A 24,931-nucleotide genomic window follows, 5' to 3' on the forward strand; every position below is an offset into this window, starting at 1 on the left:
CCTAGTGCCTAATATTTTTTCACGCTTTTGTAGGTCGTGCTCTAGCGCGTTTAAAGTGTAAAGTTAGCCGGTAGCGTTTTAGCGCCGAATAACTAAGAATCACGGTCCAATCCGTTCCTTCGAGTCCAATAAAAAACACTGTAAATTATGAATGAATTGATAGAGATAGGTTTGAGCACAGTAAAGCAATATCCGTCTTTACCGTTTTCGATTTACTGCGCTAATGATGAACAGCACATTGTTAATGTGCCTATCGCAAACCCGTTACTTGTCGTTGTATTATCTGGTAGCAAAACGCTAATAGATACAGAAGAAGTTAACTGCTATGCAGGTGATTTTGTTTTTATGGCAAATACACCACAGGTTGCAATGCGCAATATTCCACAAAACTTTGGCTATATTGCGCTATTGATTGAATTTGATTACACCGACTTTGAGTGTTTGAAATATCGAGCCGGCGCAAAGAAAAAGTTTATTAAAGGGCAAGTTGATCCGCTGTTTAAAATGACCTTAAAACAATTTATTGAATGGGCTGCAGTAACACCACCACAATTATGGCCAATTAGAAGACAAGAGCTGCTGCAAGTGCTATTTTCTCAGGGCTTTAAAGATTTAGGGGCAATTATTGAGCCGCCAACACTGACTCACAAAGTACATACTATCATCGCTAGTGATTTAACGCGTGATTGGGATGCAAGCAGTATTGCAGCTACGTTAGCGATGAGCGAATCGACACTCAGAAGAAAGTTAACCGCAGAAGACAGTAGTTTTCAGTTAATTAAAGATAACGCGCGTTTAAGCCATGGACTACACCTGATTCAAAGTAGCTCACAGTCTATTGGCACCATTGCACAGCAATGTGGTTTTTCGTCGCAATCTAGATTCACCGATAAGTTTAAACTTTTGTTTAATACGACTCCAACAGCCCTTCGTAAAACAATAATGAGCGAAGCAGGCTAATAATTGACAGTTTTAGTACTAATTTGATCTGTCTTTGCTAGGTATTATGATTATTCTTATTAGTCGGAGAGTATTATGAAATCATCAACATTGAAAATTGCTACACCGTTATTTCTGCTATGTTTATCTGGCACCACATTCGCTGAGACATTTACTCTAACAAGCAAAGACATTGCCCATGGTGACTTTATGGAGAGTGCGCAAGAGTTTAAAGGGTTTGGTTGCAATGGCGATAACCTTTCTCCACAACTCGCGTGGCAAAATGCACCTAAAGGAACTGAAGCATTCGCATTGACCGTTTATGATCCTGATGCGCCTACAGGCAGTGGCTGGTGGCATTGGCAAGTTGTGAATATCCCTAAGTCGGTATCAAGTTTAGCAAGCGGTGCAGGCAGTGCAGAGAAGAACGCAATGCCAAAAGGCAGTGTGCAGATCACAAATGATTATGGTTTCAAAGGCTTTGGCGGCGCTTGCCCTCCAGAAGGCCATGGCGCTCACAGATATCAATTTACACTACATGCGTTATCACAAAAGCTTGAATTACCAGAGAACGCATCAGGCGCGTTGGCAGGCTATATGATTAATGCCTATTCGCTTGATTCAGCAACAATTGAAGCGCTTTATAAGCGTTGAGAGAGTTAACGAGATACGAGAGTAAAGTTAGCGAGATACAAGTTTGTAGGTCGTGCTTTAGCGCGTTAAAAGGGTAAGGTTAGCCAGTTTCGAGGGTAAAGCTTGTAGGAGGCGTTTCAACGCCGAACATCTAGGGTTCACGGCTGAAGCCGCTCCTACGTGAAAATTTCCACAGTTTTTGTCGCCATAAATGGCGACCTACAAGGGCACCATCGTAGGCGTGAGACTTGTTTCGCGCGTTTTCATGTAGGTCGTGCTTTAGCGCGTTAAAAGGGTAAGGTTAGCCAGTTTCGAGGGTAAAGCTTGTAGGAGGCGTTTTAACGCCGAACATCTAAGGTTCACGGCTGAAGCCGTTCCTACGTGAAAATTTCCACGGTTTTTGTCGCCATAAATGGCGACCTACAAGGGCACTCGAAGGCGTGAAATTTGTTTAGCGCGTTAAAAGGCTAAAGCTAGCGAGTTACAAGTTTCTAGGATACGTTTCAACACCGAACAAGTAGCAGCGATTTTACATCGCGTCCTAGAGCCTAAATCCTAGTGCCTAATGTTTTCTAAAGTAGGCGTGAAACTTGTTTCGCGCGTTTGTTTTTAAATAGTTGCGTCGGAAAGACGCCGCTGCTTGTGAAACTGTATAGGCTCTAACATCTTGACTCGCATCTCGCATCTCGCATCTCGCATCTCGCAACTTTAATCTTCTTTCTTTGCTTTTTTTGCGAGAATTTCAACTTCGGCTTTTTCGGTTACGCCTGCCATACTAAGGGCTGTGCTGCCTACTGATTCATATTCAAGTTTGATTTTATCAAGTTTAGCGTCGTTTTTGTCTGGCAAATTTAAGCTACGTGATGACATTCCTTTGGTTAAAACACCTAGGTTATCAAATACTTTTTCTTCACCGTTGTTCATAACGACTTTAATTTTCTTAAGATTCACAGTGCCATGGGTGCACTTAACTTTAATATGGCTGTAGTGGCTGCTGGTGATAGGGTTAACGGTATCGGTTTCGCTTTTGTAGCTGACCTTTTTCTCTGCGATTGTTTTCCAATCGTTATCACTAGCTAGGCTTTGAGTACTGGTTAAGGCCAAAAATGTGGTTAAAGCGATGAGTTTGACTATTTTCATTTGATTCCCTCCAAAAATTATCATCATTAAAATTTATAGCATATAAACAGATTGGTTGCCTATGCAAAGTTCATAAAATAGAACCAAAAGCATTTTTTAATCGTATTAACTAATACGTTATAAATTCACCAACCTTAATCAGCATGCTATGCTAGTAAAGTGTCTATAAGTTTATGGATTTTCAATGAGATATTACTTTTGTTTAATGGCTTTTTTACTATCGACCTCGTCAATTGCCAGCGCTCTGCTGGATGTAAAGCCGAGCAATAAAACACAGTTTTTGGCTCTGATAAAAGACAAACAAGGTGATTACAAAACAAAAGAAGGCAGTGATGCGGTTTGTCAAAACGCATCTTTTTCATTGATAAAAGAACCAACGCAAGGCTTTACCTTAGGGACGTTAATCGATTTTAGTGACTTACACAACGGCACGCAGGTAAAGAAGATACCTAACTTTTGCGTTGTCAGTTCGAAGTTAAAATACTTTGTAGATGGCATTGTTAGAACCAAGCGATATTTTCGCTGTGATAATGAAGACGACAACGGTTCAACAACTGAAGATCTGCGTTTTAAAGAGAACGGCAGTATTACTTACACGCTGAATAAACCTGAAGTCTCATGTGTGTTCGAGAAGCAATGAAATTCCATCTAACTAATGAATTTTAAAAGCCAAATTCGAAGGCAACTTGTCATATCCGTAGACATAAAAAAAGCAGCCTAGGCTGCTTTTTTAAGTTTTAGCAAATTACATTTGAGATTGCAGGTAATTCTCAAGCCCTGCGGTTTTGATTAACTGCTGCTGTGTTTCAAGCCAATCAATCTGTTCTTCTTGCTCATTTAAGATGTTATCTAGCGCTTCACGGCTGATGTAATCTTTTTTCTCTTCAGCAAGTTTAATTGCCGCTTTAAGATCAGGTAGAGAATCAAGTTCAAAGCTCATGTTAGCCTCGATCATTTCTTCAGAGTTTTCACCAATACGTAGGCGACCTAAATCTTGTAGGTTTGGTAAACCTTCTAAAAACAAAATACGCTCAATTAAACGGTCGGCGTTTTTCATTTTTTGAATAGATACTTTGTAATCAGCTTTGTCTAGTTTTGAAAAGCCAAAATCTTTAAACATACGAGCGTGTAAAAAGTATTGGTTAATACCTACTAATTCATTCGCTAATACTTTATTAAGTGCAGCAATGACGCTTTTATCGCCTTTCATACAATTAGCCTCTATTCGCCCATTTGAGATTGATGGTAGTTTTGGCTACCAATTTTGTCGATTAGACCAAGCTGTTGTTCTAACCAGTAAACATGATCTTCTTCTGTATCAAACAATAGCTTTTCAAGCACTTCGCGTGATTGATAGTCTTTTTCTTGTTCACAGATAGCAATTGCTTCTTTAACACAATCAACCACTTCTAGTTCAAGTGTTAAATCGTTTTGCATCATGCTTTTCACGTCTGAGCCAATTAATAGATCACGACGCTTAGTCATGTTTGGTACGCCTTCTAAAAACAGAATACGTTTGATCAACCAATCAGCGTGATCTTTTTCTTCTTCCATTTCGTGGTTAAGACGCTCATACAGCTTATTTAGGCCCCAATCATCATACATACGAGAATGAATAAAGTATTGATCTATAGCGGCTAATTCGTTTGCGAGTAGTTTGTTAAAACTATCGATGACTTTTTGGTTACCTTTCATAATGCTGTCCTCGAATTCCAAGTTGCGGTAATTGTAGTATATAAAAACAAGATTGCAAACTTTTTCCTTTGTAAATCAGTTGTTTACTATTGAGTGTGATTCTCGTTTAAGTTTGCGTTAATGGTTGATAAATGAACAATTTATCGTTTCTATTCTTAAATAAAAAAAGCCCTTACTAAGAAGGGCTTGTTGTTCTAAACAAAATTTAACTTAGAAACTATAGGTTGCACCAAGTGTAACAGTGGTACCTAAACCTTTAATGTTATAGCCACCGTAGGTGTATGACTGGGCACGGGCAGGGTAGTAATCATTGTTAAATAGGTTTTCTACGCCCATAAACGCTTGCCAGTTCTCGCTAAAGTTATAACGACCGCTTAGGTTAAATAGGTTGTAACTGCTAATTGGCCCTTGGTCGCCAACATAGTCGCCGTCTGCATTTGGTTCAAAGCGTTTGCGTGAACCCACATATAAATAACTCACCGTAAGTGATAACTCATCATTAGGCTGCCAGTTTAAGTTAGCAGTGCCTTTTGGTGGGCTTATTTGGCGCGAACCTAAGTAAATGTCGTCTTCGGTGTTTTTACCTTCAACATAGCTGTAAGTTGCAACCAGTTTTAGAGTTGGGTTAATTTTATAATCAACTAATGTTTCGTAACCCCAAATCTCTTGCGGTGCACGTACCGGCTCATAAACACCGGTTACTTCATTAAAGCTATTCGTGGTGCCAAACTCTGATGTACTGCGGTAAGCTGCAAATTCAAAACGTAAGTCATCAAACTGTGAGGTAAAACCAATTTCATAGTTATCGATGATTGATGCTTCTGTTTGAATTAGACCAATATCATTCACCGTTGCTGAACGTAGTAGGCGGCCAATATCTGAGATATCAGACCCTTGTGAATAATTGGCAAATGGGCTGAAAGCCTCAAGTAAATTGTATTTAACACCTACATTATAGGTGGTTGCATCGTAATCAATGGTGTCGCCTTTTACGCTAAGTGGCACAGAGCACTGGGTTTCTGAACGGCAAAGCTTTAAGGTATTGTAATCATCAACGGTTAAATCAATGCTCTCTTGGCGCACACCCGCTTTAATGACTAAATCATTATCGATTACCCATTTTGTTTGTAAAAAGCCAGCAAGGCTTTCCATATCCATTTCTGGTACCCAAACACGACCATCAACAAGTGGCTGTGAAGTCACGTCATTTAGAGCATCTAGGCCATAAATAAAGGTCGCTTCAACATTGTCAAAATCAACAAGAGTATTAAAGGTAGCCCGTGCACCTTTCTTTTCAGAGCGAATAATTGATTGGCCGCCTTCATAGCCTTCGTCTGGGTTAGCTAGGTTTGTAGAAAAGAAAAACACATTCTCGATATCTTGCATGTAAAGGTCGAGCGTCATTTGTGTATTAGTAAACAGGGCGTAGTCTGTGTACTTTAAGGTAATGTTTTCGTTACCATCTGGGCCTTGTGGTTTACCTTGCTTTTGCAGCTCTTTAGGTACATGAATAGCATACGTTTTTTCGCCATCATTTAGGTTACCAACTACGTCACCTAAATCGGTTTTTTGTTGAGAGCTAAAGTAGTTATAGCTAAATTGCAGTTGCTTCTCATCGTCAAAGTCATAACCAAGTTTGGTGAAGTAGTTTTCTGTTACTGCATCAGATAAACCATACTGTAAGCCAAGAATATCGCCTTCGGCATCACGTTGAACGCCATTTTCTTCGTAACTTGCAGTAAATAAATAGCTGAGTTTATCTGCTCGGCCATTAACCGCAGCAGAGACTCGCGCACCAGCGCTTTCTTCTAACTTAACTGCACTAAAGCGTGAAGATAGGCTGATCTCACCTTCTGGCTGACCATCACTTGTAGCCTGCTTTGTGATGTAGTTAATAATACCGCCCGATGCACCATTACCATAAACAGAGGTAGCACCTTTGATCACTTCGATACGCGCAATGGCACTTGGGTCGAGTGTTTTAACTCCTAATGAGCCGTTTCTGAGTGGTGTAGATTGTGGCACACCATCAATCATCACAAGTGGTGCACGGCCACGTAAACTCTGGCCTGTATTACTCGAACTACCTGTATCTGGTGCAAGGCCTGGTACCATTTGCGCAAGTAAGCTTTGTAGTTCTGGATTAACTTTTAAATGCTCTTCAATTTGCTTTTGGCTAATAATCGTGACAGAAGCGGGTACTTCATCAATGCTTTCAAATACACGGCTGCCTGACACAACAACGTGTTCCATTTCTTCTGCGGTAAGTTTTTTATTGATGGCATCATCAGCAAATGCCTGGCTGCTAATTGCAATAGCGACCAGAGTCAGTGAAGTTTTTAACATGTTTATCCTTGTTAAATCGGTATTTATTATGTGATTGTGCGGCAGTCTAAATGTAAAGAAGTGTAAAGGCAAGGCTAATGATAATTATTTGCAATAAATTGTTGTGTTGTTTTGTACCTACTTATTTGAATTAGTTATTAAGCAAATAGCGATTAGGAATAGCAGGACAGTAGCTGTGTTTTAGCTGGCGCTAGTTTAAAAAACGTTTTAAGTCGTCTGGAATAGGCATTGGTTTGAAAGGGCTAACATTAGTACCGCCGGTATTACCGAGTGGGACCCAAATATGCGAAAATACAATTGAAGCTGCCATGCGAGCAAACTGACCAATTATTTCCTTGGCATTATGGGTTTTAAAACCAATTTTACACATCCACCAATGTGAGTAAGTATGCGCAATGATATAGCTTTGACCCAGTATATGAGCCCGCTCTAGGTGATAAAAAGCGGTTGTGTAATCTGCTTTCTTATAACTAGTTTTAGCCAATATCATTTCGGTGTTAAAGGCATTTTTGAGCTCAATATTCATGGCGAATGGTATTTTCGATAAATTATTTATTTGTAATGCCGTTTGTACCAAAAGTAAACACCTGAAATCGTGAAAAATAACGGTGACAAAGCAAATAGTAACCACAGTAGTTGCACAATAGGGCCTGCAAAATCACCAATATGAAACTTATATTTAAAGTTCCATGTTTGCGTGGTCCAAGAACTTTGGCTGGCATCATAGCTTGCAACAATATCTGCTGAATATGGGTTTGCCCATACCCAACTATAGGCATGGCTTTCACCTGGGTTCTCTATTCTAAAACCAATGTTATCAGTTGGCTTTTTCGGTAAATAAATTCTAAATAACTTACCTTCAGGAAATACAGTTTGTGCGTTATCAAACGCTTTTTGCACTTGAAAAGGCGTATCCGTTAAAGGGGGAACAACTGCTGGCGGTTTTGGTCTATCTTCAACTGTGCCTTGCATCACAAATTCTAATACGGCTTTGGTTTGTGGTTTCCAGTTAAACGCCATACCTGTGTAAGCAATTAAAATAAGTGGAATTAAAAAATACACACCCAGAACGGTATGTAGCTGATACATCAGCACTCTAAATTTTGCTTTACGTTTAATAGCCAAGCGTTTGATACGATTTTTTGGTTTAACCCAAATATAAAAGCCGAGCAGAATTTCAATAATAAGAATAAGCGCACACACCGATACCCAGTTTCTTAGCGGGCGGTTTTTATCGCCATCTTCATAAAGCAGCCAGCGGTGCAAAGCCATGGTAAAGCCATAAATCGTAGTGTAGTAATCGTACTCATGTAACACTTGACCGTTGTATGGATTAACACTGACATAGCGGTTGTTTGCCAACTGTAATTGCCAGGCGAGATCACTTCGCTGTTCAGGCATTAACAGGGTAACGGGTTGTTTGGTGGAAGCTGAAACATGTTTTATGAGGCTATCAAAATCAAGTGCTGAAGCCGCTGGCTTTACAGTCCATTTATCGCTTTGAGTAAGGTATTGAATATCTTTTGCGTAAATAAGCAACGCACCGGTCAAACTTAAACAAATTAAAAATAAACCGCTTACTAAGGCAAGCAATAAATGCGTACGACGTAACCACAACTTCAACAAGGTTAGTTCCTTCAGTTTACTGTTAAAACAAAACTGAATGGTAAATGATAACGCGTAACATTTACACTAAAACTTGTTCTATGGTGCAGCTTTCAATTGCAAAGTTATCATGCAAAAAGTGACGTATTTCGTCGTTATTGATGTTGTGCTTGGCACTAAACTTGAGCTCGCAATGAACGTGATGATCATCTATTTGCCATGTTTTGAGGTAATCAACATCAGTGATTGCAAATTGGGCTTTAAGCTCATTAATAGCTTCTATTAAAGCAAAATTATCAGGGGCTGCTTGCATCAAAATTTTACTGCTCGCTATTAACAACAAAACACCATGGTAAATGACATACACAGAAATCAGCATAGTGGCAATTAAATCAACAATATACCATTGATAAAGAATGATTAAGGTACCTGCTATAATCACCACCACAGAAGCTAATGCATCAGACACATTATGTATAAACGCAGCACGAATATTCATACTGTCTTTTGCGCCTGCTTTGTAAGTTAAAAGGGCGGTGACAAGATCAACAACCAGTGCAAACCCTGCAACCCAAATGATGATCCAACCATCAATAGGCTCTGGGTTTAAATAGTTGGAGATGGCTTCAACAATTAGGTAACCACCAATCACAATTAAACTTAAGCTGTTAAATAAGGTTGCTAAAATTTCAGCGCGTTTGTAGCCGTATTGATAACGATCGTTGGCAGGTTTGGCACCAATTTTTCGGGCAATTAGGGCAATGAATAACGACGAGGCATCACTTAAATTATGCAGTGCGTCAGCAATTAACGATAAACTGCCAGAAACGAGGCCGCCAATCACCTGAGCGACAGTTAATAACACATTGATTGCAACTGCCAGCATGAGTTGGCGGGTGCTTTGGTTATTTGTATCGTGATGATGGTGGTGTCCGTGTCCCATAAAAATACCGAGTTATTGATTTGCTTTATTTTTATACCATGCGTGCCGTGGTATTGAAATGTTTGTAATGATTTGTTCGTGTGCGGATTATAATTTACTGTTCAAATGCCGGTGGATTTGTTAATTTAGCGCCGTTGTACCATTTTTAGTTCTAATTTTTAGGCTCAATGTGAAAGCTGCATTTATTATTTTGATTAGCGTATTATTGCTCCAACCATTGCTGGATAGCTTTGATGTGGCCGATCATAATGCTGCGTTTAATCACACCTCGGTACTGCTATCAGAAGAAATTGACCTTGAAGCCCATTGCGCAGCCAATGGCGACCACCTGTTACATCAATCAGAGCATGCCGAGCTTAGCAAACAGTTGTCTGACTCAGCCGAAAAAGGCCATTGCCATGTTTGTCACAGCCCAGCGTTTGTTGATTCGCTGCAATTGTCTGAACCTACTGATATCTACTTTACTAAAATTGAATCACTTGTTTTCAACTTCAAATCGGCTGACTTAGCACCGCTTCATCGCCCACCTATTTTAGCTCTTACTTAATCCAAAACCCTTTTTAGATTTTATTTGGGCTTAGCCCATTTTAAGTAAGAGACACTATATGTATTTAAGAAATTTTATGCGTTACGCATTGCTGTGCGTATGCTATATGATTGTGACAAATATTTATGCGACAGAACAAGCGCATAACCACCAAGAAAATGAGCAAGCTGAACATGCTAATGAAGTCAGTTTAACTGAGCAGCAACAGCAACTTGCTAATATCAAGGTTGAGCGCCTTGTACTGAAAAAACACAAGCAAACCTTGTATGCACCGGGCGAAATTAAAGCCAATGGCTATGCCAGTTATGTGGTGTCACCGCGTGTTGATTCTATCGTTGTAAAACGCCATGCCTTATTAGGGCAGCATGTAAATAAAGGAGACTCTTTAGTTACTTTATTTAGTGGCGAAGTGGCCAGCCAGCAAACTGAATTTAGATTAGCAGAAGCCGAGTGGCAACGCGTTACTAAAATGACCCCGGGCACAGTCAGCGAAAAGCAAATCTTAACTGCCAAAGCCGAGTATGAAGTGGCTTATAGCCGTTTAGTTGCCTTTGGTTTATCAAAACAAGCTATTGCACAAACACTCACCATAAGCCCAGAAAAACTCGGTGAATATACCTTGTTTGCACAAACATCGGGAGCTGTTTTAACCGATAACTTTGCTCAAGGTCAGCGAGTTGATTCGGGGATTGAGCTAATGCTAATAGCCGATGAATCTGCACTTTGGGTTGCTGCTCAGCTTTCAGCTAATCAAGACCGTACTATCAGTAATGGCTCTACGGCGCTGTTAGAAGTTAACGGTAATCGCTATCAAGCAAGGGTTATTCAAGAAGCACATACCATTGATGAACAAACACGCTCACGAACCGTTAGGCTCGAGGTAAAAAACACGCAGCATAGTTTGCACCCTGGCATGTTTGCGGATGTGTATTTTCATTTTGAAACAGAGCAAGTGGTTCTTGCCGTACCTGAAAACGCATTAACACGCAGTGCAGATGGTGACTGGCAATTGTTTGTCGTTGATGACGATGGTGGCTTTGCTGCCCAAGAAGTAACCCTTGGCAGAAGTTTTGGTGATTATCGCGAAGTGTTAGGTATTAAAGCCGGGCTTGAAGTTGTCACCCAAGGTGCTTTTTTTATTGCATCACAGCTAGCTAAAGGCGGATTTGATCCGCATAACCACTAGAGGTGACGCATGTTTAATTTATTAATTGAGGCGGTGATAAAGAACCGTCTACTGGTGGTATTGGCCTTACTTGCAGCGATTGCAGTGAGTGCATTTATGATCCCAAAACTTAATTTAGATGCTTTTCCTGATGTGACGAATGTGCAAGTTGCAGTGAATACCGAAGCACCAGGGCTTGCGGCTGAAGAAGTAGAGCAACTGATCACATACCCGATAGAAGCAGTGATGTATGCACTTCCCGATGTCGAGCAGGTGCGTTCTATTTCTAAAACGGGGTTATCGGGTGTCACTGTGGTATTTAAAGAAGGTGTTGATATTTACTTTGCTAGGCAACTGGTTTTTGAGCGTTTGCAGTCTGCTAAAGAGTTGATCCCAGCTGGTGTTGGTATGCCAACCATGGGCCCTAATACATCAGGGCTTGGACAAGTCTATCAGTATTTACTTGAAGCAAAACCTGATGCCAACATAGATAGCATGGCACTGCGTAGCTTAAATGATTGGGTGGTTAAATTACTTATATTACCCATTGATGGTGTTACCGATATTCTGTCATTTGGCGGTGAGGTTAAGCAGTATCAAGTGAACATAAACCCCAATAAGTTACTTGCTTATGACCTAACACAGCAAGATGTTAGTGAAGCTCTAGATGCTAACAACAGTAATGTGGGTGGCTGGTACATGAACCGTGGTCAAGAGCAGCTTGTTATTCGTGGTACAGGTTGGTTTACCCCAGGCGAAAAAGGGCTTGCTGAGATTGCGCAAACACCTATCAAAACCATTGATGGTACAGTCGTTAAAGTGGCTGATGTTGCAAATGTTGAGCTTGGTAGTGAAATTCGCCAAGGTGCTGTCACCTTGTCAAAACGTGATGAGCAAGGCGAAATAGTCAATCGTGGTGAAGTTGTAACAGGTATCGTGCTGAAAAGAATGGGGGCAAATACCAAGCAAACGATTGATGGCATTAACGCGCGTATCGAGATGATAAATCAAGCACTGCCAAAAGGGGTTGAATTTAAAGCCATTTACGACCAAGCAGAGCTTATTAGCCAAGCGGTACAAACGGTTATTGATGCACTGCTTTTAGCTTTTGTATTTATTATCATTGTATTAGCGCTATTTTTGTTGGATTTAAGAGCAACATTTTTGGTGTTGTTGTCGATCCCTATTTCGATTGGCTTAGCACTGAGTGTAATGGCATGGCTTGGCTTGTCGGCAAACTTAATGTCGTTGGGTGGGATTGCTGTTGCCATTGGTATGCTGGTAGATGGCTCAGTTGTGATGGTTGAGAATGTATTTAGGCACTTAGGGCTTAAGCATAATCAACATAAGCCTTCTTCGGAGCTGGTGGCTATTGCTGCAAAAGAAGTGGCACGGCCTATCTTTTTTGCCTCTTTGATCATTCTAACGGTATTTTTACCGTTGTTTAGCTTTGAAGGCGTTGAGGCGAAGTTGTTTCAGCCAATGGCAGTGAGCATCATGTTGGCAATTATTAGTGCTGTGATCGTTGCCTTGGTTGTAGTGCCAGCTCTGTGTGTGTACTTATTTGCTAAGGGCGTGACAGTAAAACAAAGTATTTTGTTAAAACCTATCGATATGCTTTATCAACGGGCTTTACAAAAAGCATTGCAGGCTAAGCGTAGCGTTTTAGCTATAGCAGGGTTATTACTGATTATAGCGGCCGTTATGCTACCTAGGCTGGGTACGGAATTTGTGCCAGAGCTTGAAGAAGGCACTATTAACCTACGTGTGACACTTGCTCCATCAGCAAGTCTCGATACGGCAATCTCAGTGGCGCCTAAGCTTGAAGCCATGTTGCTTGAATTTAGTGAGGTTGAATATGCGCTGAGCCGAATCGGTAGGGCTGAAGTGGGGGGAGATCCTGAACCAGTTAACAACATTGAGATCTATTTAGGCCTAAAGCCACACGAGCAATGGGTAAACGCGAAAACGCGGGTCGAATTACAGCAGCTAATGGAAGCTAAGCTTGAGCAATTTCCGGGGCTTTTGTTTAACTTTTCACAGCCTATAGCAACCCGAGTAGATGAGCTTTTATCCGGTGTTAAAGCGCAATTGGCCATTAAGTTATTCGGTAGTGACTTAGCCGTTTTAACTGAAAAAGGCCAACAAATTGAGCAGTTAGTTCAGCAAATACCTGGCGCTAAAGATGTCGCGATGGAGCAAATAGGCGGCGAAGCACAGCTGATAGTTAAACCTAACCGTTTAGCGCTGTCGCGTTTTGGTTTATCGGTGGCTGATTTGATGGATGTAGTTCAGCACGGTATTGGCGGGCAATCTGCAGGGCAAATCATCAATGCCAATGAGCGCTATGATATTTATGTGCGTATAGCAAAAAGCTTTCGGCAAAACCCAAATGTGATTGCTGATCTTAGATTGCAAACCCCCACGGGTGCCGTTGTAAGGGTGGGGGATGTAGCCGATGTACAAATTGAGTCTGGTGCTCCACAAGTCCGTCGTGATGATGTTCAAAGACGGGTGGTTATTCAAGCGAATGTACAGGGGCGAGATATGGGCTCTGTAGTTGCAGATATTCGCGCTACCATTGCCGATAAAATGCAGCTACCTAGTGGTTACAGTGTGGCGATTGGCGGTCAGTTCGAAAACCAACAACGGGCACAACAGCGGCTGATGATAGTAGTGCCTTTAGCCTTGTTACTCATTGCGTTATTACTTTATTTTGCTTTTAGTAACCTTTCGCAAGTGGTGCTGATTCTTGTCAATGTTCCTTTGGCAGTGATTGGTGGGGTGATTGCATTGTATGTGTCAGGACAATACTTATCTGTACCCAGTTCAGTAGGGTTTATCACACTATTTGGGGTTGCGGTATTGAATGGTGTGGTGATGGTCGAAAGCATTAATCAAAGGGTTAGTGCAGGAGATAGCAAAGATAAAGCAGTATTTGAAGGCGCTGTTTCAAGGCTAAGACCCGTACTGATGACCGCACTTACTTCAATGCTTGGACTAATTCCAATGCTCCTAAGCACAGGAATAGGCGCCGAAATACAAAAGCCCCTTGCAACGGTTATTGTTGGCGGCTTGGTCAGTGCAACCTTCTTAACTTTATTTGTACTTCCGGTACTTTATAAGTCGATGAGTAAATAAAGCATAATGGGGCTAACTTTTAGTAGCCCCTTCTTAATGCCGTGTATTTCTGTAAAGGGCGTTTACACCATGCTTAAGCCCTTATAAACTGGGCGTTACAATAATGATGTAAAAAAGGAATACAGAGTGAGTAACGCAATTACAATTCGTCCGGCAGTCGCGAGTGATGCTGCAACAATCCTACATTTTATTACCGAACTTGCTATCTACGAAAAAGAACCCGACGCAGTTAAAACAGACGAGCAAGCTATTTTAAAAACGTTGTTCAGTGAAGGCGCAACGGCGCATAGTGTTATTTGTTTAGAGGGCGACACACCAATTGGTTTTGCTGTGTATTTTTATAATTACTCAACCTGGCTTGGTAAAAATGGTTTGTATTTAGAAGATCTTTACGTCAGTGCTGACAGCCGTGGTAAAGGCGCTGGTAAGCAAATTATGCAATATCTTGCTAAGCAAGCACTCGAAAAAGATTGTGGTCGTTTTGAGTGGGTGGTACTTGATTGGAATAAACCAGCCATTGATTTTTACGACAGCATAGGTGCTAAACCGCAAAACGAATGGATTATTTACCGCCTAACAGGCCAAGAGCTTATCGACTTTGCGCATCAATAAGTAATGTTGCTATAACTAAAAATCACCTAATAATAATATAAATAAAAATCATTTGCATTTGATCTTTTCTGTGTGTAGTTTAAATACACATAGAATGATTGGTATAAGTGCAGGTGATTTTTATGACTCAAACAACACGCCACACACCGTTAACTTCGAACGCCTTTGATGACGCGCTTGCCCCTTGGCAAAGTGCAATTTATCAAGGCAACTTAGCATTTGAATCTGGCGAGCTTATAACTGCGCGTGATCATTACACGGTTGCGAGTAGCTGCGCCGAAACACTTCTCGCACAGTTTTCTAATATCCCAATCAACCAGTCGGTAACTCGCTCGTTAGAGCATTGTATTGCAGCATTTGTTGTTGCCACTTTGAATCTTGCCGACACTTTTAAAGTCATGCAAAAACCCGATAAAGCCTGCACCTGGCTTTGTCATGCTCATAAACGATTAAGCGTGCTATTAAATCATCCAGTGCAGCAAGTTCGCACCTTGGTGCTGCACCACCATCATAAAACCTATTATGAGCTGGTTAAGTTTGCCAGCATGGCATCGGCATTTCCGACACTCATTAACCGTATTAATCAGCTATTAGCTGACCATCCCCACAAAACGCAGTTATTACATTAACGATAAGGAATCAGTATGCCTTTTACATTACCCGATTTAGCGTATGACTATGATGCACTTGAACCGCACATTGATGCGAAAACCATGGAAATACATCACACCTTGCATCATCAAACCTATATCAATAAAGCGAATGCTGCGCTAGAGGGCAGTCATTATTCAGAGCAAGATGCTGAAACATTACTACGCACTATTTCATCAATGCCTGAGTCTTTACAAAAAGCAGTACAAGAGCATGTGGGTGGTCATCATAATCACTCATTATTTTGGCAAGTTATGTCTCCTAATGGCGGTGGTACGCCAAGTGCAGAGTTAAACACTGCAATAGTTGATACATTTGGTAGCTTTGACGCATTTAAAGAGCAATTTACTAATGCAGCGGTAAGCCGTTTTGGCAGTGGCTGGGCTTGGTTATGTGTTGATGAAAATAACCAATTGGTCGTTGAAAGTAGCCTCAATCAAGATAGCCCACTGATGCAAAATCACACGCCTATTTTAGGGCTTGATGTGTGGGAGCATGCATATTACTTGAAGTATCAAAATCGTCGCCCTGAATATATTGCGGCATTTTACGAAGTGATCAATTGGCCGGAAGTTGAGCGCCGATATTTAGCCGCAATTAAATAGCTGTTTAAATAGTTAAGGTCCGAAACTGGCTAGTCAAAAAATAATATTCAGTTAAGCTAACGGTATTAGCGTGTAACGAGAAAAATTATGACTAGCCAACAATGGCAAACTGCAAGGCAAAGCCGTGACCCACGCTTTGATGGGGTGTTCTTTGTGGCGGTAAAAAGCACTGGCATTTATTGCAGACCCATTTGCCCTGCACCAACGGCACAAGAAAAGAACGTTGAATACTACCAATACGCGCACTTAGCTGCGCAAGATGGTTTTCGGCCATGTATTCGCTGCCGCCCAGATAGTGCACCGAATAGCCCAGCATGGCTAGGTACTAAAACCACTGCATTACGCGCCAAACAACTTATTGATAAAGGTGAGGCCTACGACTGTGAGGTTTTAGCAGACAGGCTAGGGGTGTCGAGCCGCTATTTACGCCGTTTGTTTAACCAACATTTTGGACTCTCGATCACCCAATATCGATTATTTAACCAATGCAATTTTGCCAAGCAGCTATTACAAGAAACAGATTTATCAGTGGCAGATATCGCATTTGCTTCTGGTTTTAATAGTATTCGCCGTTTTAACGATGCTTTTTTAAAGCAGTTAAATATTGCCCCTTCAAAGTTACGTAAGTCTGATAAAAAACCAGCCTCAACATTAACTCTAACACTGGCATTTAGGCCGCCTTATAACTGGCAAGCACTCCATGACTTTTTGCATCGCCGTTTAATTAGTGGCCTAGAATGGTTGAGCGCAACGAGCTATGGTCGCACCTTTAAAGATAAGCATTGCCAAGGGCAATTCACAGCGCATTTTGTTGAGCATAAAAACCATTTTAAAGTGGCAATTGATATTGATAACACCCGCTATTTACAGCAAGTGATCCATAACATTCGCCGTGTGCTTGATTTAGACGCCGACACGCACACTATTGAACAGCATTTAGATGCAGAGCTTAAAGGTGCGATGCCACTTTGTGTTGGGCTACGTTTGCCGGGAATTTGGTCAGACTATGAAGCGGGCATACGTGCGGTACTTGGTCAGCAAGTGAGTGTTACAGCGGCTCACAATCTCGTTACACAGCTTGTAAGTGAGTTTAATCAGCAAAGTAATAACCACTATTTTCCAAGCCCTGAATGGGTTGCCAATTCTGAACTCGATTTTTTTAAAATGCCACAATCACGTAAAGATGCGCTAAGGCGTTTAAGTGCTTATTGTCAGCAAAACCCAGATAATCAAGAGCTTGATAATTGGCTTGAGCTCAAAGGTATTGGCCCGTGGACAGTTAATTACGCCAAACTACGCGGTCAAAGCCACCCCGATATTTTACTGGCAGGCGACTTAGGGGTTAAAAAAGCCCTCGTTGGAATAAGCGAATTTAATAGCGAGCACTGTGCGCCATTTCGCTCTTATTTAACTTTTCAACTATGGCAACAATTATGAGTATGCAACAAGTTATTATGCCAAGCCCCATTGGCGATATTACCATTCAAAGTACATCAAAAGGCATCAGTTACGTTGGCTTTTACCCGGTGGTTGCAATGCAAACAGAGGTTGTTGATGAGCACACTCTTACACCCATTTTAATGTGTATAAGTGAGCTTAATGAATACTTTAACGGTGAGCGTACACGTTTTACAGTACCCCTTGATACTCAAGGTACTCACTTTCAAAGGCAAGTGTGGCGTGCGCTGATGGATGTTGAGTTTGGTCAAAGCAAAAGTTACCAAGATATTGCACTTGCCATTAATAACCCAAAAGCGGTGCGTGCAGTAGGCGCTGCAAATGGAAAAAACCCCATTAGCATTATTGTGCCGTGCCATCGAATTATTGGCGCAAACGGTAAACTCACAGGCTATGCGGGTGGCCTTGAAAGAAAAGAGTGGTTACTGAAACACGAAGGCTTGTTATAAAACAGCAATTTTACTGGGACAACGATTGAGGTAATAAGAGTAAGGTAATAGATGATGTTGTCGCGCGATTAGGGTAGCATATTGCGACTTTAAAATTTGGGCAACATCATGGCACAGCTGTACTTTTATTATTCTGCAATGAATGCAGGCAAATCTACCACACTTTTACAATCTGCATTTAACTACCGCGAACGTGGTATGGAACCTGTTATTTTAACAGCGGCTATTGATGATAGAGCAGGTGTTGGCAAGGTGTCTTCACGTATTGGTTTACAGGCTGATGCGCATATTTTTGATGCAGATAAAGATGTATTTGAGCTAATCAAATCATTAAATGCAGAGCAAAAGCGCCATTGTATTTTAGTTGATGAGTGTCAGTTTTTATCAAAAGACCAAGTAATGCAATTGACAGATGTGGTTGATGAGCTTGGTATTCCGGTGCTGTGTTATGGCTTACGTAACGATTTTAGAGGTGAGCTATTTAGTGGTTCACAATACCTACTTGCCTGGGCAGACAAACTAATTGAGTTAAAAACAGTATGTCATTGTGGTCGTAAAGCTAACCATGTACTGCGTACTGATGAGCATGGCAATGCGATTGCAGACGGTGATCAGGTAGAAATTGGCGGCAACGACCGATATGTATCGGTGTGCCGCAAACATTATAAAGAAGCGTTAAATCTCGGCCGCTAATGCCGAGATAAAGCTATCAATATCTTGCTTAGTGACGCCTAAATGGGTCACTAATCGCAGTGGTTTACCTGGTGAAAACAGCATTTTTTGCTCTTTTAACGCATGTGCCACTGCTTTTAAATCGATATGTTCGGCAACATTTGCGTAAACAATATTGGTATCGATTTGAAAAGTTGACGTATCAAAACCAGCTAACGTGTTTAACTGTTCAGCTAAATACGCCGCGTTATCGTGATCCTCAGCAAGCCTTGCTACGTGATGCTCAAGTGCATACTGGCCAGCGGCTGCAAGCATACCCGCTTGGCGCATACCACCACCAAGTACTTTACGCCAGCGGCGCGCTTTATCAATCAGTGCTTTGCTACCTAGTAATAGTGAGCCAACAGGCGCACCGAGTCCTTTTGATAAGCAAATAGACACTGAATCAAAATACTGAGTGATCTCAGTGATATCAACACCTAACTTAACCGCCGCGTTATACACGCGGGCACCGTCTAAGTGCAGAGCAAGGTTATGTTTATCAACACACTCTCTGGCTTCTTTTAGATAACTTAGCGGGAGAACTTTGCCACCAATGGTGTTTTCTAAGCTAAGCAGTTTGGTTTTAGCAAAGTGAAAGTCATCAGCTTTAATTGCAGCCACAACTTTGTTTAAATCTAAGCTGCCATCGGCATTATTTTCAATTGGTTGAGGCTGAATAGAACCCAATACAGCAGCACCGCCACCCTCAAATTTGTAGTTATGTGCTTGTTGCCCACAAATGTATTCGTCGCCACGTTCACAATGTGCCATCAATGCAAGTAAGTTTGCTTGCGTGCCTGAGCTACAATAAAGGGCGCTCTCAAAGCCATGGCGCTCAACAGCATATTGTTCAAGCTGATTAACGCTTGGATCGTCGCCATATACATCGTCGCCTAATGGGGCGTCATTCATGACCGCGCGCATGGCTGCTGTTGGTTTTGTAACTGTGTCTGAACGAAAGTCGATCATCTTATTATCCTTATACTAGTTCGTTAAGAATGGCTTCGCGGTCGGCTTGGTCAAAATAGCTCCAAGCAATAAAGCGACTAATTTTTTGGCCTTGTGCCATTTTTATAACTCTTACTTCTTTCACATTAAGTGTACTAAGCAACTTTTTTATATGTGGCAAAGTGTCAGACTTTGAAACAAGCGATGTAAACCAAATACATTGCTCTGCAAACTCTTGGCTCTCAATGCACATTTTACTGATAAATTCGCGTTCACCGCCTACACACCAAAGCTCGTTTTGGCGGCCACCAAAATTAAGCACTTTTTGTGGCGCTTTGTTTAGGTTTTTCCATTTACGCTCAGTACCTGCTTTGGCCTGTTGCTCGCTGGCATGAAACGGGGGGTTGCATAAAGTTAGATGAAAAACATCTTTATTCGATATCACGCCTGTAAACATTTTATCGACGTTGTTTTGCTGCTTAACATTAATTTTGAGGCGGTTGAATTGCACGATTTGTTTGGCAATTTTAACAGACAAGGCATCAATATCTGAACCGGTGAAGTGCCAGCCATATTCGTGATTACCAGTAAGCGGGTAAATCAAATTCGCACCCGTGCCTACATCAAGCACTTTTACTTGCTTTCCCGTAGGAATATGACCTTGGTTATCGTTTGCTAATAAATCGGCCAAGTGGTGAATGTAATCCACTCTGCCAGGAACCGGTGGGCAAAGGTAGTTGTCGGGCAAATCCCAAAAATCGATTTTATAATGGCTTTTTAATAACGCTTGGTTGAGGGTTTTAACCGCTAGTGCATTGGTGAAATCAATGGTATCAGTGCCCGCTGGCGTTTGCGTTATATAAGTTGTTAGGGCAGGAGTATCTTTGCATAGCAAAGTAAAGTCGTAGCCATTCAAGTGGCGATTTCGCGGATGCATTGAGGAAAACCTATCTGTTAGCCATATCAAAGACTGATTGTACCAAATAAATCTTAGCTCTGAGTTAGTTTGCGGTGGATATATTTTTGCTAAGTAGCATTAATACATGGTGAGCAAAAATAAGTTGAAAACTGATTGAGTGGATTTACTCAAAGTATGGGCTAGTTGAGGTTAAGAGCGATAGAGCGTGCATTTTGGCGATGATACAAGCAACTAAAATTTGTGTTTAAAAAATTTTTGACACAAATTGGGTCACATTGGTACTACCATAAGACATTTAAAGCTGATAAATTCGTAAGTGATTCAATCAAGAAAAAATAATAAAAATCATGGTTAAAAAGATACTTAAAGGAATTGGTATAACATTTTTAGTGTTAATTAGCTTATTTGTACTTTTAGCAATTTGGACTGCGAATAAATCCTCTGCTTACAAAGAAACTGCTATTCCTTACCTAAATTCAGCAATTACAGATATCTCTCAATGGGACCCTCAGACTCTCAAAAACTATATGACCCCATCATCAATTGAAAATGCCACAGATGAAGATATTTCTAAAATCATGCGTGCATTCTCAAAGTTGGGTGAATTAAAAGAACTAGGTGAATTTGAATTTATAAATGTTAGCTCTAAAGCTGTCACTGGAGGTGGTTCTGGTACTTATGTTACTTATTTAATTCCAGCTTCATACACTAATGGAGACGCACAAATAACCGTCACGTTAAAAGAAGAAGGTGAGTCATTTTCTATTTATAACTTCAATTTAAATTCGATGGCACTAATTGATTAAGTTTTATCAAAAATAGCAAGCGCAACTGTTTGTATTTAAATATTTTATTTTCAAAGGAATGTTTATGTCTAAAATTAAAAAAATAGTGATAGCTTAAGTAATCGTGCTAAGCCTTGGCGTAATTGCTAAACAATACAATGAGCACAATCACACAGAGATGGCAATTAAAGAGTGTGACAATAAAGACAACGTCGCCAAAGTCGACTCTAAAGGTTTTGAGTGTAAAGACTAATAGAGAATAGCGACAGTTGATTAATGTTATAAATACGAAGCTGCCGTTACGTTAAATAATGCTTTATGAATAAGGAGTTAGTTTAAACTATGAATGAAGTAGAGAAAAAATCCTACAAGTCATTGAGCAATTTGGGTGTTATGTAACATCAGTTTTTGATCCTGAAGGTGAGAGCCCCAACTTTACATATTCAACAGGTATCAGTAAAACATATGATGCACCCGAACTTATTATAATCGGTTTAAACAGCAAACTAGCTCACTCAATAGTAAATAATTATGCAGGACGTTTAAAAAATGGTGAGAAATTCTCAATTGGTGAATTCTATGAGGGGTTCTTAGAAGGTTTTGATGTTACTTTCTGTGAGGTATCACAAGAAAATAAACAAGAGTTTATGCTTTCAGCTTGTTGGTATAATAATGACAAATTTGAAGCATTACAGTTGGTGTACCCTACTAGTAGTGGTTTTTGGCCTTGGGATGCTGATGCAAACCAGAGCTTTTTAACACTTCAGCCTTGCCTAGCAACAAAGAGTGCGTGGTAATTTTTAAAAGGTCGTTTAGTTAACATTTGAGCGAGGTAGGTTCATTCACCTTTGTTAGCTGAATTCATGATGGTTTCAAAAGGTTTTTATAACTTGAAAGTGAAAGGTTTGAATAAAGAACAAAGCAAGGAAAGTGGTATCTTATATGCTGTATTTACAACTGTTTTGATGTACTTACTTTTTAAAATTACGTTAATTTTTTCTATGCAGTTAAATTGGCATTCAACCTGTCTAAGCTCGCTTTGGGATAATGCCAACTCTGTAGTGACACCTTTTATAGGGTTTTCCATTGTCGCTGTATTAAGTTGTATTTGGTTTTTTTATTGCGCCATAAAATACAAACAAAAAGCAGGTAAAGCGGTATATCTTTTATTAGGCGTAGGAGCTGTGTTCTATTATTTTTGGTTTAGAGGCTTTTACGGTTTTTGGCAGCTAATGAGCTACGAACAAAAAGAAATAACAGTACAAGAGTTTTATGAAAAAACAGGTGGTACAGATAGACTCACTTCGTTGTTTGGTAACCGCCTTAGGCATCATGAACTGTGTAAGTCACCACATGACAAGATTAATTAAAATGCAGGTGAGACGTTTTGTGTGGTACTAATATAGGTTGCAGTGTAAATATAAAACGTAGTTATTTCGCTCCCATATTCAAGAAAATGAGCGACGAGCGTATTTTATTTTTTCTGAATAACTTAGTGCCAATAAAAATATTATAGTTGGCAATGCGTTACGTTATTTGTTACTAATAGGTTGATTAATATATGCGCGTAACATCGGCAGAAATATGCGCGACGAGCGCACTATAAAATTGTTGAACTAAGCCGCTACGCGGAGATCCAATGCTCACCAACTGAGCCACACTTACCTTGGGGTTATCCTATAACTTGGAGGTAAGTCATGAACCCACTCATAGAACAAGTCAAAACAGAAATAGCCTATCGAGGTTATTCGCAACGTACATGTAAAAGTTATTGCGAGCATTTACTTAAATTGAGTCATTATTTTGATAAGCCACTCGATTTAATTACCGATAAAGAACTGAATGCGTTTTTTAATGATCCTGCTATTCGTAAACTTTCTAGAGCAAGCCAAAAAGTACAGATAAACAGTATTTGGTTTTTGTTTAAACATATTTTACATCGACCGCTGAACCTAGATATCGCATTACCAAAAGCGAAGACTCGTGCACCAACCTATCTATCTCGAGACGATGTTCGGCTGCTAATAGAAAGCTGTACGGATATGCGATTAAAAACGTTAATAGTGGTTTGCTATGGCTGTGGCTTACGCATTGGTGAGCTTCTACATATTAAAGTGCAAGACATTGATGGAATACGTAAAACTATATTGATTAAACAAGGTAAAGGAGATAAATCGCGTTATGTTGTCGTTTCAGATAGCGTACTAAATCAATTACGAAGTTACTGGAAAATGTATCACCCAACGGGTTGGATGTTTTACTCGCGATTGTTAATGGATAAACCTATGTCAGCATCGACATTTAGGAAGCCATTGAGAAAACACGCACAAGCATGCGGCTTAAAACACTGTAATCCACATGCACTACGCCATGCTTATGCAACACATCAACTTGAATCGGGTATGCCACTGCATCAACTTCAACACCAGCTTGGTCATAGCGACATTAAAACCACGCAAAGTTACTTACATTGGTTACCTGAATTGGGGCATGGCGGTGTTGATTTACTCGTAAGTTGGGTTAAATCATGAGCACTTTGCACCTAGCTGATATTTTATATTCGAGTCTTGGGCATTATCGTCAACACCATACAATGAGCTATCAGCAATTACGCGTCTGCCAGCACATTCAATCTTGCAGAACGGGTCGGCTCGGTTACCAAGCATGGCAATGTGATAGCTGTGGTGAGTCGCAAAAGATTGGGTGTAGTTGTCGAGACCGTCATTGTTCGCGTTGCCAAGGCATAGCCACGGCTAAGTGGGTGCAAAGACAGCAGGAAAATTTATTACCGTGTAGGTATTTCCACCTTGTTTTTACGCTCCCCCATGAACTCAATATCATAGCGCACTACAACCCAAATATGTTGTATCAGTGTTTATTCAAGGCCACATGGCAAACGCTGAGTAAATTTGCCAACCGAAAAGGACATGGTCAATTAGGCATGACAAGCGTACTGCATACATGGGGGCAAAATTTAAGTCAGCATATCCATTTACATTGTTTGATACCCGCAGGTGCGATAAACAAAGCGCACTGGTATGAAATAGAAAAAGGCTATTTATATCCCGTAAAAGCGTTATCAACAGTCTTTAGAGGGAAAATGCTGGCGGAACTCAATGAGTGTGATAGTTCATTGGCGAAGATAAACACGCCAACAAAATGGTGTGTGTATAGCAAGTCCTGTTTAACATACAGTGAAAAGCTAGTGAGTTACCTTGCTCGTTATACCCGAAAAGGTGTGATGTCAGAATCGCGATTAGTGTCAGCGACTGAAGAAACAGTGAGATTTAAATATCGCGACTATGCAGATAACAACCGCGATAAAGTCATGACACTGAGTTGTGATGAATTTTTGCGACGTTACTTACAACATGTATTGCCTAAAGGGTTTATGCGCATTCGCCACTACGGTTTTTTAGCTAATGCGTGTCGCAAGCGAAAGTTAGCGTTAATAAAGGCTCAATCAACACACAAATGCAAACTAGTGCAGACAAAGCCAGAAACAGAATCATTGGTACCGCATTGGTTTTGTCAGTCATGCAAGGTTGGTATTTTACGATTTATTGGTGTGATGAATTCAGATACGCCGACAAATGAAATAGTGCGAACGAGTTAGCAGCCTTGCTTGCTGCTTAA

Annotated in this window: 26 protein-coding genes; 17 read left to right on the forward strand and 9 right to left on the reverse strand. The window is 40.7% G+C overall.

The window, feature by feature from the left end:
* Positions 1–171 precede the first annotated feature (171 nt).
* Positions 172–960 carry a helix-turn-helix transcriptional regulator gene (locus AN394_RS12185; RefSeq protein ID WP_235575518.1) on the forward strand — a complete coding sequence of 263 codons (789 nt, stop codon included), beginning with the start codon at positions 172–174 and terminating at the stop codon, positions 958–960.
* Positions 961–1,035: 75 nt separating this feature from the next.
* Positions 1,036–1,593, forward strand: coding sequence for a YbhB/YbcL family Raf kinase inhibitor-like protein (locus tag AN394_RS12190; RefSeq protein WP_054563834.1), 558 nt, complete (start codon positions 1,036–1,038; stop codon positions 1,591–1,593).
* 687 nt (positions 1,594–2,280) lie between these two features.
* Here the strand turns inward: AN394_RS12190 and AN394_RS12195 are convergent.
* Positions 2,281–2,712: a hypothetical protein gene (locus AN394_RS12195; protein ID WP_054563835.1), complete on the reverse strand. Its 432-nt coding sequence runs from the start codon at positions 2,710–2,712 to the stop codon at positions 2,281–2,283.
* A gap of 184 nt (positions 2,713–2,896) precedes the next feature.
* Between AN394_RS12195 and AN394_RS12200 the strand changes: the two genes are divergently transcribed.
* Positions 2,897–3,352, forward strand: a complete 456-nt coding sequence (locus AN394_RS12200) for a hypothetical protein (protein ID WP_152966989.1) — start codon at positions 2,897–2,899, stop codon at positions 3,350–3,352.
* Between the two features lie 105 nt (positions 3,353–3,457).
* Here AN394_RS12200 and bfr (AN394_RS12205) read toward each other — a convergent pair whose 3' ends face one another.
* The 6 genes from bfr (AN394_RS12205) to AN394_RS12230 all read right to left on the reverse strand — a co-directional run bounded on the left by bfr (AN394_RS12205) (position 3,458) and on the right by AN394_RS12230 (position 9,301).
* Positions 3,458–3,922 carry a bacterioferritin gene (gene bfr / locus AN394_RS12205; RefSeq protein ID WP_054552095.1) on the reverse strand — a complete coding sequence of 155 codons (465 nt, stop codon included), beginning with the start codon at positions 3,920–3,922 and terminating at the stop codon, positions 3,458–3,460.
* A gap of 11 nt (positions 3,923–3,933) precedes the next feature.
* The gene (gene bfr / locus AN394_RS12210; RefSeq protein ID WP_054552096.1) at positions 3,934–4,407 is read right to left on the reverse strand and encodes a bacterioferritin; all 474 of its coding nucleotides are present in this window, start codon (positions 4,405–4,407) and stop codon (positions 3,934–3,936) included.
* 210 nt (positions 4,408–4,617) lie between these two features.
* Positions 4,618–6,753, reverse strand: a complete 2,136-nt coding sequence (locus tag AN394_RS12215) for a TonB-dependent receptor (protein ID WP_054563837.1) — start codon at positions 6,751–6,753, stop codon at positions 4,618–4,620.
* Between the two features lie 190 nt (positions 6,754–6,943).
* Positions 6,944–7,279 (reverse strand): DUF3703 domain-containing protein, encoded by a 336-nt coding sequence (locus tag AN394_RS12220; RefSeq protein WP_054563850.1) that lies wholly within the window; start codon positions 7,277–7,279, stop codon positions 6,944–6,946.
* A 26-nt stretch (positions 7,280–7,305) separates the two neighbouring features.
* Positions 7,306–8,376 (reverse strand): PepSY domain-containing protein, encoded by a 1,071-nt coding sequence (locus AN394_RS12225; RefSeq protein ID WP_055021643.1) that lies wholly within the window; start codon positions 8,374–8,376, stop codon positions 7,306–7,308.
* Positions 8,377–8,440: 64 nt separating this feature from the next.
* Positions 8,441–9,301 (reverse strand): cation diffusion facilitator family transporter, encoded by an 861-nt coding sequence (locus tag AN394_RS12230; RefSeq protein WP_054563838.1) that lies wholly within the window; start codon positions 9,299–9,301, stop codon positions 8,441–8,443.
* Between the two features lie 169 nt (positions 9,302–9,470).
* Between AN394_RS12230 and AN394_RS12235 the strand changes: the two genes are divergently transcribed.
* From AN394_RS12235 to AN394_RS12275, 9 genes are all read left to right on the forward strand, one after another.
* Positions 9,471–9,848 (forward strand): hypothetical protein, encoded by a 378-nt coding sequence (locus AN394_RS12235; RefSeq protein WP_054563839.1) that lies wholly within the window; start codon positions 9,471–9,473, stop codon positions 9,846–9,848.
* A gap of 58 nt (positions 9,849–9,906) precedes the next feature.
* Complete coding sequence (locus AN394_RS12240; protein ID WP_082401741.1) at positions 9,907–11,034, forward strand: efflux RND transporter periplasmic adaptor subunit; 1,128 nt, start codon at positions 9,907–9,909, stop codon at positions 11,032–11,034.
* Between the two features lie 9 nt (positions 11,035–11,043).
* Entirely contained in the window at positions 11,044–14,154 is a 3,111-nt protein-coding gene (locus AN394_RS12245; RefSeq protein ID WP_054563840.1) for an efflux RND transporter permease subunit, read from the forward strand.
* 126 nt (positions 14,155–14,280) lie between these two features.
* Entirely contained in the window at positions 14,281–14,766 is a 486-nt protein-coding gene (locus AN394_RS12250) for a GNAT family N-acetyltransferase (RefSeq protein WP_054552102.1), read from the forward strand.
* Positions 14,767–14,888: 122 nt separating this feature from the next.
* Positions 14,889–15,395, forward strand: coding sequence for a hypothetical protein (locus tag AN394_RS12255; protein WP_054563841.1), 507 nt, complete (start codon positions 14,889–14,891; stop codon positions 15,393–15,395).
* A gap of 15 nt (positions 15,396–15,410) precedes the next feature.
* On the forward strand, positions 15,411–16,022 hold the full coding sequence (locus AN394_RS12260; RefSeq protein ID WP_054563842.1) for a superoxide dismutase: 612 nt from the start codon (positions 15,411–15,413) through the stop codon (positions 16,020–16,022).
* An 87-nt stretch (positions 16,023–16,109) separates the two neighbouring features.
* Positions 16,110–17,459 (forward strand): DNA-3-methyladenine glycosylase 2 family protein, encoded by a 1,350-nt coding sequence (locus AN394_RS12265; protein ID WP_054563843.1) that lies wholly within the window; start codon positions 16,110–16,112, stop codon positions 17,457–17,459.
* 2 nt (positions 17,460–17,461) lie between these two features.
* A complete protein-coding gene (locus AN394_RS12270; RefSeq protein WP_054563853.1) occupies positions 17,462–17,929 on the forward strand; it encodes a methylated-DNA--[protein]-cysteine S-methyltransferase in 468 nt (155 codons plus the stop codon).
* A gap of 108 nt (positions 17,930–18,037) precedes the next feature.
* Positions 18,038–18,622 carry a thymidine kinase gene (locus AN394_RS12275; protein WP_054563844.1) on the forward strand — a complete coding sequence of 195 codons (585 nt, stop codon included), beginning with the start codon at positions 18,038–18,040 and terminating at the stop codon, positions 18,620–18,622.
* Here the strand turns inward: AN394_RS12275 and ltaE are convergent.
* The gene (ltaE, locus tag AN394_RS12280; protein WP_055021638.1) at positions 18,605–19,612 is read right to left on the reverse strand and encodes a low-specificity L-threonine aldolase; all 1,008 of its coding nucleotides are present in this window, start codon (positions 19,610–19,612) and stop codon (positions 18,605–18,607) included. The genes AN394_RS12275 and ltaE overlap by 18 nt on opposite strands.
* A 10-nt stretch (positions 19,613–19,622) precedes the next feature.
* Positions 19,623–20,528, reverse strand: coding sequence for a 23S rRNA (adenine(1618)-N(6))-methyltransferase RlmF (rlmF, locus tag AN394_RS12285; RefSeq protein ID WP_055021639.1), 906 nt, complete (start codon positions 20,526–20,528; stop codon positions 19,623–19,625).
* Between the two features lie 329 nt (positions 20,529–20,857).
* On the opposite strand from rlmF, the gene AN394_RS12290 reads away from it, so the two are divergent.
* The 5 genes from AN394_RS12290 to AN394_RS12310 all read left to right on the forward strand — a co-directional run bounded on the left by AN394_RS12290 (position 20,858) and on the right by AN394_RS12310 (position 24,911).
* Positions 20,858–21,316 carry a hypothetical protein gene (locus AN394_RS12290; RefSeq protein WP_055021640.1) on the forward strand — a complete coding sequence of 153 codons (459 nt, stop codon included), beginning with the start codon at positions 20,858–20,860 and terminating at the stop codon, positions 21,314–21,316.
* Positions 21,317–21,669: 353 nt separating this feature from the next.
* The gene (locus AN394_RS22520) at positions 21,670–22,092 is read left to right on the forward strand and encodes a DUF4262 domain-containing protein (protein ID WP_408003011.1); all 423 of its coding nucleotides are present in this window, start codon (positions 21,670–21,672) and stop codon (positions 22,090–22,092) included.
* A gap of 66 nt (positions 22,093–22,158) precedes the next feature.
* The gene (locus tag AN394_RS12300; RefSeq protein ID WP_055021642.1) at positions 22,159–22,665 is read left to right on the forward strand and encodes a hypothetical protein; all 507 of its coding nucleotides are present in this window, start codon (positions 22,159–22,161) and stop codon (positions 22,663–22,665) included.
* Positions 22,666–22,992: 327 nt separating this feature from the next.
* A complete protein-coding gene (locus AN394_RS12305) occupies positions 22,993–23,826 on the forward strand; it encodes a tyrosine-type recombinase/integrase (RefSeq protein WP_054564105.1) in 834 nt (277 codons plus the stop codon).
* Positions 23,820–24,911, forward strand: a complete 1,092-nt coding sequence (locus tag AN394_RS12310; RefSeq protein WP_054564106.1) for an IS91 family transposase — start codon at positions 23,820–23,822, stop codon at positions 24,909–24,911. The genes AN394_RS12305 and AN394_RS12310 overlap by 7 nt, the downstream gene beginning before the upstream one ends.
* The last annotated feature ends 20 nt before the right edge of the window (positions 24,912–24,931 follow it).

This window comes from Pseudoalteromonas sp. P1-26 (assembly GCF_001401795.1).
GTDB lineage: Bacteria > Pseudomonadota > Gammaproteobacteria > Enterobacterales > Alteromonadaceae > Pseudoalteromonas.

Coding starts and splice junctions, on each gene's coding strand:
- AN394_RS12275 (WP_054563844.1), top strand. CDS start 18,038: ATGGCACAGCTGTACTTTTATTATTCTGCAATGAATGCAGGCAAATCT.
- rlmF (WP_055021639.1), bottom strand. CDS start 20,528: ATGCATCCGCGAAATCGCCACTTGAATGGCTACGACTTTACTTTGCTA.
- AN394_RS12240 (WP_082401741.1), top strand. CDS start 9,907: ATGTATTTAAGAAATTTTATGCGTTACGCATTGCTGTGCGTATGCTAT.
- ltaE (WP_055021638.1), bottom strand. CDS start 19,612: ATGATCGACTTTCGTTCAGACACAGTTACAAAACCAACAGCAGCCATG.
- AN394_RS12190 (WP_054563834.1), top strand. CDS start 1,036: ATGAAATCATCAACATTGAAAATTGCTACACCGTTATTTCTGCTATGT.
- AN394_RS12260 (WP_054563842.1), top strand. CDS start 15,411: ATGCCTTTTACATTACCCGATTTAGCGTATGACTATGATGCACTTGAA.
- AN394_RS12265 (WP_054563843.1), top strand. CDS start 16,110: ATGACTAGCCAACAATGGCAAACTGCAAGGCAAAGCCGTGACCCACGC.
- AN394_RS12245 (WP_054563840.1), top strand. CDS start 11,044: ATGTTTAATTTATTAATTGAGGCGGTGATAAAGAACCGTCTACTGGTG.
- bfr (WP_054552095.1), bottom strand. CDS start 3,922: ATGAAAGGCGATAAAAGCGTCATTGCTGCACTTAATAAAGTATTAGCG.
- AN394_RS12300 (WP_055021642.1), top strand. CDS start 22,159: ATGATGGTTTCAAAAGGTTTTTATAACTTGAAAGTGAAAGGTTTGAAT.
- AN394_RS12195 (WP_054563835.1), bottom strand. CDS start 2,712: ATGAAAATAGTCAAACTCATCGCTTTAACCACATTTTTGGCCTTAACC.
- AN394_RS12270 (WP_054563853.1), top strand. CDS start 17,462: ATGCAACAAGTTATTATGCCAAGCCCCATTGGCGATATTACCATTCAA.
- AN394_RS12255 (WP_054563841.1), top strand. CDS start 14,889: ATGACTCAAACAACACGCCACACACCGTTAACTTCGAACGCCTTTGAT.
- AN394_RS12230 (WP_054563838.1), bottom strand. CDS start 9,301: ATGGGACACGGACACCACCATCATCACGATACAAATAACCAAAGCACC.
- AN394_RS12215 (WP_054563837.1), bottom strand. CDS start 6,753: ATGTTAAAAACTTCACTGACTCTGGTCGCTATTGCAATTAGCAGCCAG.
- AN394_RS12305 (WP_054564105.1), top strand. CDS start 22,993: ATGAACCCACTCATAGAACAAGTCAAAACAGAAATAGCCTATCGAGGT.
- AN394_RS12220 (WP_054563850.1), bottom strand. CDS start 7,279: ATGAATATTGAGCTCAAAAATGCCTTTAACACCGAAATGATATTGGCT.
- AN394_RS12290 (WP_055021640.1), top strand. CDS start 20,858: ATGGTTAAAAAGATACTTAAAGGAATTGGTATAACATTTTTAGTGTTA.
- bfr (WP_054552096.1), bottom strand. CDS start 4,407: ATGAAAGGTAACCAAAAAGTCATCGATAGTTTTAACAAACTACTCGCA.
- AN394_RS12200 (WP_152966989.1), top strand. CDS start 2,897: ATGAGATATTACTTTTGTTTAATGGCTTTTTTACTATCGACCTCGTCA.